Source organism: Natrinema saccharevitans, assembly GCF_001953745.1.
GTDB classification, from domain to species: domain Archaea; phylum Halobacteriota; class Halobacteria; order Halobacteriales; family Natrialbaceae; genus Natrinema; species Natrinema saccharevitans.
Genome location: NZ_LWLN01000001.1, coordinates 3,154,059 through 3,168,755, shown reverse-complemented (window position 1 = coordinate 3,168,755; position 14,697 = coordinate 3,154,059). Strand labels below are relative to the sequence as shown.

Annotated in this window: 14 protein-coding genes; 3 read left to right on the top strand and 11 right to left on the bottom strand. The window is 67.1% G+C overall.

Annotation, left to right across the window (positions count from 1 at the left end; all coding sequences use genetic code 11):
• Position 1 precedes the first annotated feature (1 nt).
• Complete coding sequence (locus A6E15_RS16070) at positions 2–2,446, bottom strand: DEAD/DEAH box helicase (protein WP_076147694.1); 2,445 nt, start codon at positions 2,444–2,446, stop codon at positions 2–4.
• A gap of 132 nt (positions 2,447–2,578) precedes the next feature.
• Between A6E15_RS16070 and A6E15_RS16065 the strand changes: the two genes are divergently transcribed.
• On the top strand, positions 2,579–3,079 hold the full coding sequence (locus tag A6E15_RS16065; protein ID WP_076147692.1) for a TspO/MBR family protein: 501 nt from the start codon (positions 2,579–2,581) through the stop codon (positions 3,077–3,079).
• 18 nt (positions 3,080–3,097) lie between these two features.
• Here A6E15_RS16065 and A6E15_RS16060 read toward each other — a convergent pair whose 3' ends face one another.
• From A6E15_RS16060 to A6E15_RS16040, 5 genes are all read right to left on the bottom strand, one after another.
• Positions 3,098–4,318 carry an MFS transporter gene (locus A6E15_RS16060; RefSeq protein WP_076147690.1) on the bottom strand — a complete coding sequence of 407 codons (1,221 nt, stop codon included), beginning with the start codon at positions 4,316–4,318 and terminating at the stop codon, positions 3,098–3,100.
• A gap of 95 nt (positions 4,319–4,413) precedes the next feature.
• A complete protein-coding gene (locus tag A6E15_RS16055) occupies positions 4,414–4,998 on the bottom strand; it encodes a diacylglycerol/polyprenol kinase family protein (RefSeq protein WP_076147688.1) in 585 nt (194 codons plus the stop codon).
• Between the two features lie 146 nt (positions 4,999–5,144).
• Entirely contained in the window at positions 5,145–5,669 is a 525-nt protein-coding gene (locus tag A6E15_RS16050; protein WP_076147686.1) for a hypothetical protein, read from the bottom strand.
• A gap of 272 nt (positions 5,670–5,941) precedes the next feature.
• Complete coding sequence (glyS, locus tag A6E15_RS16045) at positions 5,942–7,711, bottom strand: glycine--tRNA ligase (RefSeq protein ID WP_076147685.1); 1,770 nt, start codon at positions 7,709–7,711, stop codon at positions 5,942–5,944.
• Positions 7,704–8,555 carry a CBS domain-containing protein gene (locus A6E15_RS16040; protein WP_076147683.1) on the bottom strand — a complete coding sequence of 284 codons (852 nt, stop codon included), beginning with the start codon at positions 8,553–8,555 and terminating at the stop codon, positions 7,704–7,706. The genes glyS and A6E15_RS16040 overlap by 8 nt, the downstream gene beginning before the upstream one ends.
• Before the next feature lie 129 nt (positions 8,556–8,684).
• On the opposite strand from A6E15_RS16040, the gene A6E15_RS21100 reads away from it, so the two are divergent.
• Together A6E15_RS21100 and A6E15_RS16035 are read left to right on the top strand one after the other, a co-directional pair.
• Positions 8,685–8,846, top strand: coding sequence for a DUF7556 family protein (locus A6E15_RS21100; RefSeq protein ID WP_175607279.1), 162 nt, complete (start codon positions 8,685–8,687; stop codon positions 8,844–8,846).
• A gap of 186 nt (positions 8,847–9,032) precedes the next feature.
• Positions 9,033–9,554 (top strand): hypothetical protein, encoded by a 522-nt coding sequence (locus A6E15_RS16035; RefSeq protein ID WP_076147681.1) that lies wholly within the window; start codon positions 9,033–9,035, stop codon positions 9,552–9,554.
• A 239-nt stretch (positions 9,555–9,793) separates the two neighbouring features.
• On the opposite strand, the gene A6E15_RS21095 is transcribed toward A6E15_RS16035, so the two are convergent.
• The 5 genes from A6E15_RS21095 to A6E15_RS16015 all read right to left on the bottom strand — a co-directional run bounded on the left by A6E15_RS21095 (position 9,794) and on the right by A6E15_RS16015 (position 14,617).
• Positions 9,794–9,949, bottom strand: a complete 156-nt coding sequence (locus A6E15_RS21095) for a hypothetical protein (protein ID WP_175607278.1) — start codon at positions 9,947–9,949, stop codon at positions 9,794–9,796.
• 157 nt (positions 9,950–10,106) lie between these two features.
• Positions 10,107–11,429, bottom strand: a complete 1,323-nt coding sequence (locus tag A6E15_RS16030; RefSeq protein WP_076147679.1) for an ABC transporter ATP-binding protein — start codon at positions 11,427–11,429, stop codon at positions 10,107–10,109.
• Complete coding sequence (locus tag A6E15_RS16025; RefSeq protein ID WP_076147677.1) at positions 11,419–12,582, bottom strand: ABC transporter ATP-binding protein; 1,164 nt, start codon at positions 12,580–12,582, stop codon at positions 11,419–11,421. The genes A6E15_RS16030 and A6E15_RS16025 overlap by 11 nt, the downstream gene beginning before the upstream one ends.
• 2 nt (positions 12,583–12,584) lie before the next feature.
• Positions 12,585–13,613 carry an ABC transporter permease gene (locus A6E15_RS16020; protein WP_076147675.1) on the bottom strand — a complete coding sequence of 343 codons (1,029 nt, stop codon included), beginning with the start codon at positions 13,611–13,613 and terminating at the stop codon, positions 12,585–12,587.
• 2 nt (positions 13,614–13,615) lie between these two features.
• Positions 13,616–14,617, bottom strand: a complete 1,002-nt coding sequence (locus tag A6E15_RS16015) for an ABC transporter permease (protein WP_076147673.1) — start codon at positions 14,615–14,617, stop codon at positions 13,616–13,618.
• Positions 14,618–14,697 lie beyond the last annotated feature (80 nt).

The following is a 14,697-nucleotide window of genomic DNA, read 5'->3' as shown; positions in this document are numbered from 1 at the left end:
CCTACCCCGCGTAGTCGTTCCCGACGACCTCCCGGATCCGCTCGGCGGTCACCTGCCCGACGCCGTCGGCGGCCTGTAACTCGTCTTCGGTCGCGATCATCACGCCCTCGACGGTCCCGAACTCCTCGAGTAGCGACCGGGCCGTGACGGGGCCGATCTCGGCGATCGAGGCGACGACGTACTCCTGCTGTTCGGACAGCGTCTTGGACTGCTTCTCGCCGTGGACCGACACCTCCCGGTCCGATACGTCCTGTTCGCGGCCGGCGATCACGGCGAGCAGTTCTGTCGTCTCGTCCTCGCCGCCGGTCCGCAACACGCTCGCGCCGAAGTCGACGGCCAGACTCGAGAGCGCGCCCCGGATGGCGTTGGGGTTGACGTTGCGCTGTTCGTACAGCCCCTCGCCCTCGACGATCACGATCGGCCGGGAGTAGTGACGCGCCATCGCCCCGACCTGCTCGAAGACCGACCGGTCACCGCCGACCAGCGAGTCGACGAAGTCCGCGACCGACTTGCGCTCGACGACGACGCGATCCGACAGGACGTAGTCGCCAACGTCGAGCGTCTCGAGGCGGACCTCGACCTCCTCGCGTCTCGAGAGGTCCCGCGCGATGTTGGCGTCCATCTCGCGCTGGTCGGCGACGACCGCGACGGCCTCGCCCTCGGCGTGGGGCTCGTGGGTCTCGACCTCGTCGTCGGCCGGGTCATCGTCGTCGCTCGAGTCGGCCGCGTCGGCGGCGAACTCCTGCAGCCCGGGCCGGTCCGCGACCCCCTCGCTTCCGCTGGAAGAATCGCCGACGGCGTCGGGATCACCGCCGTCGTCGTTCACTTTCGCCGTACGCTCCCCGTCGCCGAAGTCGGCCAGCGACTGCTGGGAGTCGTCGAGTTCCTCGGCCAGCTCGTCGGCCATCCCCTTCAGCTCGCGCAGCTCCGACTCCATCTCCTTCTCGCGTCGCCGGGAGATCCAGAAGTAGGCCTCGTCGCGGGTGTCCTCGGCCATGAGGACGACGACCCGCCCCTCCGACTGGCGGCCGGTTCGGCCCTTCCGCTGGATCGACCGGATCGCGGTCGGAACGGGCTCGTAGAAGAGGACGAGATCGACCTCGGGGACGTCTAATCCCTCCTCCGCGACCGATGTCGAGACCAGCACCTCGAACTCCCCGGCGCGGAACTCGTCGAGGACGTCCTGCTGTTCGGTCTGAGTCATCCCGTCGGAGCCCTCGCGGTCGCCCTGTCCGACGAACCGCTTGGCGTCGAAACTGTCCGAGAGAAAGTCCGTCAGCGCCTCGGCCGTGTCCCGCGATTCGGTGAAGACGATCACGCGCTCGCCGCCCTCGAGTCCGAGCGTCTCGGCCAGTAACATCCGCGTCTTGCGGTACTTCGGGTGGATCTCGTCGAAGCTCTCGGCCTTGCGCATGGCCTCGCGAACCCGCGGGTCCGAGACCAGCCGCTGGCTGGCCTTCGAGGCCCCCGACGAGCGGGCCTGATTGCGCTGGCGATCGAAGTACCGCCGGACCGCCTCGACGCTCTGGGTCTCGACTAAGGTGACCGCCTGCCGGAGCTTCATCACCTCCGCGTGGATCGACATCCCCTCGAACCCCTCCGACTGGTCGTTGTTGATCAGCTCCTGGAGTTCGGCCCGCATGCGATTGAGATCCTTCTGAGACTGGTCGGGCTGGGTCGAGGACGCCACACCGAGTTCCTTGAGCTTCTCGAGCCGTTCCGTGATGACCTCGTTCAACGCGTCCCGGATCTCCAGGACGTCGTCGGGGAGGTCGATCCGCTCCCACTCGACCTCGGTCTCGTGGGTGAACTCGTCGACGTCGGCGTCCTCCTCGGTCATCACCTCGACCTCGTCGATGCCGAGGTTCTCACAGACCTCGAGGATGGCCTCCTCGTCGCCGCCGGGCGAGGCACTCATCCCCGTCACGAGCGGATTCCGCGCGTCGGCGTGGTAGCGCTCGGCGATGTAGTTGTAGGCGTAGTCGCCGGTCGCGCGGTGGCACTCGTCGAAGGTGACGTGGGTCACGTCGGCAAGCGAGATCCGACTCCCGACGAGGTCGTTCTCGATCACCTGCGGCGTGGCCATGACGACCGTCGCTTGCTCCCACGTCGCGGCGCGGTCGTCGGGACTGACGTCGCCGGTGAAGACGACGATCTCCTCGTCGGGTATCTGTAACGCTTCGCGGTAGAAGTCGGCGTGTTGCTGGACGAGCGGTTTCGTCGGCGCGAGCATCAGGGACTTCCCCCCGACCTCCTCGAGCCGTCGTGCGGTCACCAGCAGGCTCACCGTCGTCTTCCCCAGGCCCGTGGGGAGACAGACCAGCGTGTGGTGGTTCGCGGCCGTCCCGGCGAGTTTCAGCTGGTAGAGTCGCCGCTCTAGGAAGTCGGGCTCGAGGAGCGGATGGTCGATCGACGCCGGCTCCCCGTCCTCGTCCGTCGCTGCCATTACCGGTCGTTCATCCCGGCCGCGAATAAGGGTTCCCGTACCGCGGTGAAAGTGGTCTCGACGGAAGGGGGCCGGCTCGCGCCGGACCGCTGACACTCGTCGATATAAATCCGCCGGGAACGTACGGGGCGTATGGAATCTCCCGCGATCGCCCGCCGCCTTCCGGCGGGTCGGTCCGTCCTCGCCGCCGTCGGTTTCGCCCTGCTGGTCACCCTCGTCGGCGCGGCCCCGAGCGCAGTGGCCTCTCCCGACACGCCGTGGTTTCGCGCCCTCGAGAAGCCGTGGTTCTATCCGCCGACGATCGCGTTCCCGGTCGTCTGGACGCTGCTCTTTACGCTGCTGGGCGTCGCGCTGTGGCTCGTCTGGCGTAGCGACGCCGACGGCCGGCGACTCGCGCTCGGCGCGTTCGTCGCCCAGATGGCGTTCAACGTCGTCTGGACGCCCGCTTTCTTCGCGCTCGAGGCCCCGCTGGTCGCGCTGGGTATCATCGTCGTCCTCTGGACGCTCGTGGCCGGGACGATCGTCGCCTTCCGCCGGGTCGACCGCCGCGCCGCGGCGCTGTTGGTGCCGTATCTCGCGTGGGTGACGTTCGCGACGGTCCTCAATCTCGAGATCTGGCGTTTGAACGCCTGAACGGCGTCTCGTCACGGTTCACTGCTCCGAGAGCGGGGGCAACCACCACGTCAGGGCGATCGCGACGAGGACCAGCCCGGCCAGCGCGAGATACGCCCCGTCGAAGTAGCCCCGGTCCGCGAACGCGCCGAACGCGACCGGGCTCACCGCCCCGATCGTCATGTAGACGGTCCGCAAGAATCCCAGTCCGGTCCCCTGCATGTCCGACGGGAACGCCGCGGTCATGTACGGCAGGGTGATAGTGCCGTAGCCCAGAATGCTCGAGAGAAAGACCGTGCCGACGACGATCGGCCAGAACCCCTCGAGGACGGGCAGCGCGACGAGCGAGACCACGACGACGCCCAGGACGGGCGGCAGCGACGTCCGGATCCCGTAGCGGTCGTACAGCCGGCCGGTCAGCGGCTGGACGACGATCCTGGCCGCGAAGAAGGCGCTGAAGAGCCCGGTCGCGACGCTCTCCGAGAAGCCCTTGATCTCGATCAGATAGGTGGGGTAAAACCCCGTAAAGGCCTGCCAGACGCAGTAGGTCAGGATCTGGATCGCGGTCACGGTGACGATCTCGGGCCGGCGCAGTTCCGAGCAGACGTATCGGACCGTCTCGAGCGAGACGCTGTCGACGGCGCTGTCCGCGCCGGAGGTGCGGGCCGGCACGACCAGCCGGAGGCCGACGGCGACGACGGCGAAGGCGGGCACGACGAGGCCGAAGCCGTACTGCCAGGCGAAGGCCGAGGCGATCCCGCCGGCGGCAAGCGGCAGGAGGGTGTTGCCGGCCTGCCCGGCCGCCATCGTGATGCCGATCGCCGTGCCGTCGTTGTCGGGGTAGACGTCCGACAGCGCCGTGAAGCGGGCGACGCCGTACAGCGCGGTCCCGAAGCCGAAGGCCCCGGTCGCGAGGTAGACGACCGGCGCGGAGCCGGCGACGGCGACGACGCCGAGGGTCACCGCCGAGACGAGCGTACTCGCGACGAGGACGTTCCCCTCGCCGAACCGGTCGGCGAGCAGTCCGCCGGGAAGTTGGCCCAGCGCGTAACAGAGCCAGAGGGCGGTCAGCAGGAAGCCGGCCGTCGTCAGATCGAGGCCGTAGGCCCGCCGCAGGTAGGGGAGCAAGACGGGATAGGCGAGCCGAACGCCGATCGAGAGGAACCAGCCGGCGGCGACGGCGACGAGAATCCCGCCGCGGCCGTCCGTCAGGAACGCCCGCACGTTCGACAGCCCCGCTCGCGCTCTCGATAGCGACACGTTGGCTCCCTTCACCGTCGATCGCCTTGAGGAACCCAGAACGGTGGGATTTTGCCGGTATCGGAACCGGCGCTACGGGTCCGTCGTCGAGGCCGTTACACCGGCGCGACCTCGAGGGCCACCCACGCGAGCGAGGCCGCGTAGATCGGGATCGTCAGGTTATCGTCGACGATGTAGGTCCGGACCTCGAGGGTGATGCCGTCGGCCAGCGTCGCGCCCAGTGCGGCGATCAGCGCCGCGGTGATCGGGAGGAACGGGATCGCGATGAGCGTCGAGACGAGAAACATCGTGCCGAGTACCTTCGGCGGCTTGACCCGCTGGAGGGTGTTGTCCGAGACCGCGCCGCTGATCGGGTCTCCCAACGCGAGCATCAACATCGCCGGCAGCGCGATATCCGACTCGAAGACGACCACGACCGCCGCCATGCTGATCAGGTAGAGGGCGTAGGCGGCGGGGTTGTCCTGTTCGTACTCGCGGGTGAGGACGTCGTAGAGCCGCCAGTCCAGCCCCACTCGGAGCCGCAGGAACTCGAGGAGGAGCGCGCCGGTCGCCAGCACGACCATGAGGATCCGAAAGCCGGTCCAGGTCAGCCCGACCTCGAGGGCGTCGGCCAGCAGCCAGAGGGCGACCAGTCCCGAACCGCTGGCGTGAACCAGGCGGCGCTTCAGTTCGTCGGCCATCACGTCGAGCCTCGGGAGAGGTGACCTTCAGTCCGTCGGTTAGTTCTCCGGATACCTATATATTATATAAAGTCCCGCGGGACGGGTTCGTCCCGAATCGACAGCCGGGGCCGCGACGATGACCCAGCGGCGTCCGTCAATCGCCGTTAGCGGTTCGCGCGGACGTAGCCGCCGAGCCCGCCGAAGCCGACGGTGAACAACGTGCCGAAAAACAGGAGTCCGAGCCCGAGTTCCGGCCCCGCGACGAACTCGGGATCATCGACGGAGAACACGAACGTACCGAGAACGAACAGGGGGAGATAGCCGACGGCGACGCTCGCCCCGGCGGCGGCACTGCTTTCGGCCGACAGCGAGGATCCCGCCCGTCCAGCGATCACGTATCCCGCGAGAAACAGGACCGCGGCCGGGATCGCGTTGAATACCAGCGGATTGAACTCGGGCGCACCGACGGCGGTGAGCTGGTTGAACAGGTCGAAGTAGCCGTCGGCGACCGTCTGCGAGCCGAAGCCGCCGGACCCGGTGAATTCGATCGGCGTGTTCACCCGATGTGAGTTGTAGAACGGGTACCCCATGAACTCCGGAACCGGGAACACCTCCTCGAGGTCGAGCTCCGTTTCGGCCGCGTCGTAGAGCCGGTAGATGAAATAGCCAGTCGTAATTATGAATACCAAAATAAATGATAGGACACCATAAATTAGTCCTCCAATCGGACGGATACCCTCCTTTATTGGCTGGCTAGACGACTGTGACGCCGCATTCGTCTCTTGTAAGGACACACACCAATCACGTAATGTGTAAAAAATAAAATTTGTGGTAGCGGGGCCGGGATACGGGCGGGCGCTCGCCCGCGCACAGCGGCGTCGGCCGCCGGCTCGCGGGAGAGCCGTCGTCCGCGGTCGCGTTCTCCATTGGCGGCCGCGTCGGTCCCGACTGGAACGGTCGCTTACAATTCGTCGAACGCGAGTTCGCCTTCGCGAATCGCCGCCAGCGTCTCCGCGAGGTCCGCGACCGGCAGCCGTTTCTGTTCGGTCGTGTCGCGTTCGCGGACGGTGACAGTCGTCGCTTCGTTCTCGATCGTCTCGAAGTCGACGGTCACGCAGAACGGCGTGCCGACCTCGTCCTGTCGCCGGTAGCGCCGACCGATGTTCCCCGAGTCGTCGTACGTGACCGAGAGGCCGGCCGCGCGCAGATCGTCGACGATCTCGTTCGCTCGCGCCTCGAGCGCGTCGTCGCTTTGCAGCGGGAAGACGCCGACGAAGGTGGGCGCGACCTCGGGCTCGAGTTCGAGATACGTGCGCTCCTCGCCGTCGATCTCGTCCTCGCGGTAGGCGTGGTGGAGAACGGTGTAGACCAGCCGGTCCACCCCGAAGGAGGGTTCGACGACGTGGGGCGTGATGTGTTCGCCGGCCTCGGTCTGTTCCTCGACCGCGAAGCCGGTCTTTTCGACGGGGATCTCGTGGGTCTCGCCCTCGAGGCCGATCTCGACGCTGTCGCCAGCAAAGGCCTCGCGGTCGCGGGCCGCGAGGTCCTCGAGTTCGTCGACCACGTCGCCAGCCGCGCCGCCGAACTCGGGTCCGAGGTAGCTCATATCGGGGTCGACGGTGGCGCGCTCGACCGTTTTGGGTTCGTCGTACTGCTTGAAGATCGTGAAGCGGTCGTCCGAGTGCGCGTCGTGTTTCGAGAGGTCGTAGTCGCCGCGGTAGGCGAAGCCGGCCATCTCGATCCAGTTGCCGTCGACCTCGCTCTCGGCGTCCCAGCAGTCGCTGGCGTAGTGGGCTCGCTCGCCCGAGAGGTGCTGGCGGAACCGGAACCGGTCCATGTCGACGCCGACCGCGTCGTACCACGGCTTGGCGACGCCGAGGAAGTACGCGACCCACGGGCTCGAGACGATGCCCTCATCGACGGCCTCGCCGATCGTCGTCTGGATCTCCTCGCCGTCCTCTTCGTTCTGCTCGCTCGCAGGGTACAGCGTGACCTCGACGTCCGCGACGCTCTCGAGGGCCGGCTCGTCGGTCTCGGGGTCGACGAAGTACTCGAGTTCGGCCTGCGTGAACTCCCGGGTCCGGATGATCGAGCGCCGGGGGCTGATCTCGTTGCGGTAGGCGCGGCCGATCTGGGTGACGCCGAACGGCAGTTGGTTGCGCGCGTACTCCTTGAGCCGCGGGAACTCGACGAAGATGCCCTGTGCGGTCTCGGGGCGGAGGTAGCCGGGATCGGAGTCGCCGGGGCCGATATTGGTCGCGAACATGAGGTTGAAGGTCTCGACGGCCTGGCCGGCGAGTCCCGCCCCGCAGGCGGGACAGACGAGTTCGTACTCGGCGATGACTTCCTCGACCTCCGGAATGGGGAGGCTCTCGGCGTCCTCGTACTCCGTGTTGTCCTCGACGATGTGGTCCGCGCGGTGGCTCTCGCCACACTCCGGACACTCGACGAGCATGTCGTCGAAACCGTCCAGATGGCCCGAGGCCTCGAAGACGGGTTCGGGCATGATCGTCGGCGCGTCGATCTCCATGTTGCCCTCAGCCACGGCGAAGCGGTCGCGCCAGGCGTCCTCGACGTTGCCTTTCAGCGCCGCGCCCTGCGGGCCGAACGTGTAGAAGCCGCCGACGCCGCCGTAGGCTCCCGACGACTGGAAGAAATAGCCCCGCCGCTTGGCGAGTTCGACCAGTTTCTCGCTCGTTACCGCCGTCTCCGCAGTGTCGTCGTCACTCATAGAGTGCCTCCAACAGATCGACGTCGCGGGCGATACCGACGAGGTCCTCGCCCGTGACCATCGGGATCTGTTCGATGTCGTTGCTGATCATCCGCTGTGCCGCCTCCTGGACCGACGTGTCCGCCGCGACCGTCACCACGTCGTCGCTCATGAACTCCCGGATCGAGCCCGCGGGGATCTCGATGTCCCGCGTCGGGAGATAGCGGCTCCCGACGGCCTTGATCCCCTCCCAGGACCAGTCGTCGTCCTGGTCGCCGAAGTTGTCGCCCGTCTCCTCCTCGCCCTCGACGATTCTGGCGACCTCGAGGACGTCGACTTCGGTCAGCACGCCGCTCATTCGTCCGTCGTCGTCCAGCGCGACGGTGTAGGGGACGTTCGCGTAGGAGAGTTCCCGCTCGGCGACGGGCAGGGGCGTCCCCTCGTAGGTCGTGTTCACGTCCTCGCTGGCGTAGGCATCGACGGTGCCGTCGGTCGCCTGATCGCCGGTCGCGATCGCGTGGATCACGTCGGTCACGGTGACGATCCCCTCGAACTCGCCGTCGACGACCGGCACGCGGCGCGCGCCCTCCTCGACCATCGTCCGCGCGACGTCGGCGAGCCCGGTCTCGGCGGTCGTCGTCGGGACCTCCTCCATCAGCATGACGAGCTGGTCCTCGTCTGGCTCCTCGATGAGTCGCTCTCGAGAGAGCAGACCGCGGTACTCCGGCCCGTCGTCGGTCGGTTTGACGACCGGGACCGACGAGAACGATTGCTCTTGCAGGTACTCGAGGACGTCCGAGCGGGTCCCGGGCAGGTCGGCGGTGACCACGTCTTCACGAGGCGTCATCGCGTCGGCTACGTTCATATCCCCTCGGTACGGCGAAAATGAGTATAAACCCAGTGTTTCACGGACCGCCGTTCGGCCGCCGACCGGTCGCTCGAGCGGACAGTCCGATTCGATGCGTTTATATGTGAGTGGTTGTCACTCACTCACATGGCGACGAACCCCCACGCCATGGCGTCCGACGACACGATCGTCGGTTCGATCGATTCGACGGCCGCGAGCGACGAGTACGTCATCGCGGACATCTCCGCCGACGGGGCCTGGCTGTCCATGCGGGCCGATGACGCGCTCGCGCTTCCGGCCTGGCGATAACTGGGGGTGGGAGGGATCGCGTTCCGAGTCCGGTCGCGACCGGCGGCTGCGCTGCTCACCGTTCGTCCGCGTTCCGACGCGGGACGACCCTGACCGGGCGGTCGTCGCGATGGCGACGTTTTCGATCTCTTTCAACGTGTCTCGAGCGGCCGTACCGTTTAGTGGACTCGGGTGGTCGCTACGGCCATGGAACGCCCTCGGCCGCGACGCGGTGCGGAACCCGACCCGAGCGACGGCGACGAGTTCGGCCTCGAGCGTGCGGACGCCCGGCCCTCCGTCGTCACCCTCCTCTCGCGGTTCGTTCCGGCGGCGCTCGCCCGCCGCGCGATCGCCGTCTCCGTCGCGACCGACCGCGAGGTCTACGAGCGCGACGACCCGGTCGAGATCACCGTCGACTTCGAGAACCGGCTCCCGGTCCCCGTCGAACTCCGGACGCCCCGCCAGCGCCGCTGGGGGTGGACGATCGACGGCCACCTCGAGGCCACCGACGAACGCCGCTACACGCCGGATCGACCCGCCACGTTCGACTTCCGCGGCGGCGAGCGAAAGCGCGCCGCGGTGACCTGGAACGGCCGCCTCGAGCGGACCGGCGGCGACCGACGCGAGTCGGTCGTCCCCGAGTCCGGCGAGTACGAGATCCGGGCGTTCGTCGCGACCGCTGCGGGGACGACTCGGCCGGCCGACGCGACGACGATTACGATCAACTGACTGGCCGCGGCGCGGCTACGAAGAGAGTATCGGCCGGGAACGACGGCGCGTCGCTCCCGATCGGAAAAACCGCGTGTCGTCCGTGACTCGCCGGTATCGGTTCGACCCCCCGTCGCGGAGGGCGACTCGAGCGGGACGTGCTCAGACGGTTTGCCGTAACGATTTCCCGGTGCAACTGCAGAGCGCGCGGTTGCACCGGCAATGACTTACAGTAGACCGTCTCGGTCGGCTCCCCCGGCTTAGCCGGTCAGGAACCCGCCGGGAGAGACCTGCGTCGCCGGCCGGCCGTCGTCGCTCGTCTGCACGCCCGTGAACGAGGGCGAGTGATCGATCGTTCGCTGTACCTTCGCGCCGGTTTTCGTGTGCGTTGCCAGGATGGCGATCATCTTACTCATACACGAGTAAATAGTAGCACCTCACTCATAAGCATTATTGCGATGATCGACCGTGTTGGATGATCGCTGTCAAAGACATTCGTGAACGAGTCTTACTTGCCCGTTGCTGTCGGCGCTCCGGTGGTCGCGACCGGGCTCGTCTCGAGACCTCGCGTCCCTACCGGTGCAGGTGACAGGCGGCGAACCGCTCCCCGTCGCCGGACTCGAGGTCGTAGGCCGGCCGCTCGCGGGCACAGACGCTCGCTTCGGCGAAGGACTCGAGCAACAGGTCGGTCGCGGCTTCCCAGCGGTCGGCGTCGTCGCCGTCCGCCTCGCCGTCGGTGGCGACCAGATCGATCGCCTCCGCGACGATCGATCCGGCCTCGCCACGGGGCAGCGTTCCGTCGAAGAACTCGGCTTCGATCCGCGCCGCCGGCATCGGTTCGAACGTCCGTCGTTTGACCGCTCGCATGAACGCCCGCGTCCGCGGCCACTCCTCGCCGGCCCAGTCGTACGCGTCGGGGGCGATCAGGCGCGGACACCGCGTCCGGAACCGACACCCAGAGGGCGGATCGACCGGGCTCGGGACCTCGCCCTCGAGGACGCCCCGGGAGCCGTTCTCGCGGGGATCCGGGACGGGAATCGACTCGAGCAGGGCGCGGGTGTAGGGGTGCTGTGGGTTCTCGAACAGTTCCTCTTTCCCCGCCAACTCGACGATGTGGCCCAGATACATCACCGCCACGCGGTCGGAGATGTGGCGGATGACCGAGAGGTCGTGGGCGATAAAGAGGTACGTGAGGCCGAACTCCCGCTGCAGTCGCTCCATCGTGTTCAGCACCTGCGCCTGGATCGAGACGTCCAGCGCGGAGACGGGCTCGTCACAGACCACGAAGTCGGGATCGACCGACAGCGCCCGCGCGAGGTTGATCCGCTGGCGCTGTCCTCCAGAGAAGGCGTGGGGATGGCGGTTGTAGTGACGCGGGTCGAGCCCCACCTTCGCGAGCAGTTCCTTCGCGCGGGCCTCGCGTCCTTCGTCGTCTAACATGTCGTGGGCCCGCATCGGCTCCTCGATGATCTGCCCGACCTTCATCCGCGGATCGAGCGAGGACTGGGGATCTTGGAAGATCATCTGCATGTCCGAGCGCGTCTGCCGGAGCGCCTCGCCGTCGAGGTCGGCCAGGTTCTCCCCTTTGAAGTAGATGTCCCCCTCGGTCGGCTCGAGCAGGCGAAGGACCGTCCGACCGAGCGTACTCTTACCACAGCCCGACTCGCCGACGAGACCCAGCGTCTCGCCGGGTTGAACCTCGATCGAGACGCCGTCGACCGCTCGCACCCGCTCTCGCTCGACGCTGAACGGCGGGAACTCGCTCGCGTCGAACTGCAGGCCCGCGAGCAGCCCCGACTCCTGCCCGAAGTGTTTCGAGACGCAGTCCAACTCGAGCAGCGGCCCCTCGCTGTCGTACTCGCGCTCCTCGTCCAGTCGGAGCCCGCTACTCACCATCCTCACCCCCGTCGTCGCCGACCGGATTTGGCGCGAGTTCCGACCCGATGTCCTCGACCGCCCCGTCTCCGGTCGTCCCCGTCGTACCCTCGAGCGGCGGGCTCCCCTCGTAGTCGACGTCGAAGGCGTCGTGTTTCACGCAGGCCGCCCGGTGGGGTTCGCCGTCGGCGTCCGCAATCACCGTCGGCTCGGGGTGGACGCGCTTGCACACCTCGCGCGCGTCGGGACAGCGCGGGTGGAACCGACAGCCCGAGGGCGGCTCGATCGCCTCGGGCATCACCCCATCGATCGCCTCGAGTTCGGCGACGGTGCGGTCGGGCCGGGGGATCGAGTCCAGCAGGGCGTCGGTGTAGGGGTGGTTCGTCTCGTAGAACAGCTCGTCGACCGGCGCTTGCTCGACGATCTCGCCGAGGTACATCACGTTGACCCGGTCGCAGATCTCGGCGACGACCCCCAGGTCGTGGGTGACCCAGACGAAGCTGGTCCCGTATTTCGACTGTAGCTCGTCGACCAACTCGAGGATCTGTCCCTCGACGGTCACGTCCAGCGCCGTCGTCGGCTCGTCGGCGATGATCAGGCTTGGCTCGCAGGCCAGCGCCATCGCGATCAGCACGCGCTGGCGCATCCCGCCGGAGAACTGGTGGGGGTACTCCTCGTAGCGCTCCTCGGGGTCGGGGATGCCGACCTCGCGGAGCATGTCGATCGCTTCCGCCCGCGCCTCCTCGCCCTCGAGGCCGCGGTTGAGTTCGATGAACTCCCGCAGCTGGCCGCCGACGGTGAAGACGGGGTTGAGCGACTCCATCGGGTCCTGGAAGATCACCGCGATCTCGTTGCCCCGGATGCGGGTCCGGATCTCCTCGTCGGAGAGGGCGTCGTCTCGCTTTCGCAACTCGCCGTCGGGACCCTCCTCGAGGCCGAAGATCGTCTCGCCTTTGTAGGTGATCTCGCCGGCGACGATCTCGCCGGGGGCCTCGACGAGCCCCATGATGCTCATCGAGGCGACCGACTTCCCGGCCCCGCTCTCGCCGACGAGGCCGACGATTTCGCCCTCGCGGACCTCGAAGGAGATGCCGTCGACGGCGCGTACTGTGCCTGCTTCGGTGAAGAACTGGGTCTTCAGGTTCTCGACGCGGAGTAGTGGTTCGGAACTCATTGTCAGTCGTCGATTCGGGGGTCGAGGGCGTCCTGCAGGCCATCGCCGAACAGGTTAAAGCCCATAATCGTGATCATGATCGCGATACCCGGCCAGATCGAGAGCCAGACGTTCGAGTGCATGTAGCCGTGGGCGATGTTGAGCATCTGTCCCCAGTCGGGGGTCGGCGGCTGTGCGCCGTAGCCGAGGAAGGAGAGCCCGGCGACGATGAGGATCGTCACGCCGATCTGGAGCGTCGCGTACACCAGAACCGGCGCGAAGCTGTTGGGGACGACGTGGCGACGGATGATGTTGCGGTCCTTGACGCCGGCCGCCCGCGCCGCTTCGATGTAGTCCATCTCGCGGACGCTCAGCACGCGGCTCCGGATGATGCGGGCGAAGACGGGGACGAACGCGATCCCGACGCCCAGCACCGCGTACCAGATGTTCGCGCCGCCGACGAAGACGGTGAAGACGATGATGAGTATCAGCGGCGGGATCGCGTACACCGTCTCGACGACCCGCATGAGAACGTCGTCGACCCGGCCGCCGTAGTAGCCGGCGACGGCACCGACGACCGTCCCGCCGGTGAGCCCGATGAACGTCGAGACGATCCCGACGAACACCGACACCTGCGTCCCGTAGACGATCCGCGTGAAGTAGTCCCGGCCGGTGTGGTCGGTCCCCAGCGGGTGCTCGAGCGTGCCGCCGGCTGGAAGCGGGTTCCACGGCTGTTCGGCCAGCGGGAAGTACGGCGGCATGTGCTGGGTCCCCTCTCCCGGCGGCGGGATGTGGGTCGGGTGATCGAAGATCGGTATCAGCCGCGCGAACGTGTAGTCCGACAGGACCCCGAACGTGAGCAGGGAGAGGTTGCTGTCGATCGCGGCGTAGATCGCGACGAACAGGACGACCGTGACGACGTACAGCCCCCAGCGGGCCGTCGTGTCCGCTTTGATCCGCGCGACGGTGTAGCGCCAGCCGACGCGGGCCTCGACGCCGTCCTCGTCCGCCTGGTCTCGACTGCTCTCGAACTGTGATTCACTGACTGCCATGGTTACTCTCGCTCACCGTAGGTGACTCGCGGGTCGACGTACGCGTACGAGATGTCGGTGATGATGACGCCGACGACGAACAGGACGCCGAGCATCATCGTCACGCCCATCACGAGCTGGTAGTCGTTGCGCTGGATCGCACCGACGAACAGCTGTCCCATCCCGTTGATGTTGAACACCGTCTCGACCAACACCGCCCCGCCGATCGCCGTCGACAGGTTGAGTCCGACGATCGTGATGATCGGCAACTGGGCCACCTGAAACGCGTGTTTTCGAAGGACCGTCCGCTCGGGAACGCCGTAGGCACGTGCCAGCTTGACGTACTCGCCCTGCAGCGACTCGATCATCTGGGTCCGCTCGACGCGCATGATCGTCGCCATCTGCAAGGTCCCCAGCGCGATCATCGGCAACAGCAGGTGTCTGGCCGACTGGTAGTACAGCTCGAGGTGGCCGTCGATCCCCCGATAGGCGCTCGGCGGTCGCCACGGGTAGTAGAGCCCGCTCGAGGGGAGCCAGCCGAGCTTCACGGCGAAGACGAGGATCAGGACGATCCCGATCCAGAACGAGGGGGTGCTGACGCCGACGAGCGCGGCGATGCGGGAGACGTGGTCGGTCGGTTCGTTCCGTCGGTCCGCGGCCACGACGCCGAGCGGGATCGCGGTCGCCAGCGCGAACGCGTACGCCGAAACGACCAGCAACAGCGTCGGACCGACCCGATCCAGTATCAGGCCGGCGACCGGCCGCTCGTAGTAGATGCTCTGTCCGAGATCGCCCTGCAACAGACCGACCATGTACGTCACGTAGCGTTCGTGTAACGGCCTGTCGAGCCCGTAGCGTCGTTCGATCGCCCTGACCAGTTCCTCGCTGTGTTCCTGGCCCTGTAGCATGAGGCTGACCGGATCGCCCGGTCCAAGATTCGCCAGCAGGAACGTGATGATCGAGATTCCGATCAGGACCGGGACCGCCTGCATCAGCCTGTATATCGTGTACTTGAGTAGCTTCATTGCTCCGCGAATCGGTCGCGTTGGTCGTCGGACGGTGCGACGCGATCGGGGGGCACCGACGGCCCGCCGACCGCGACGGA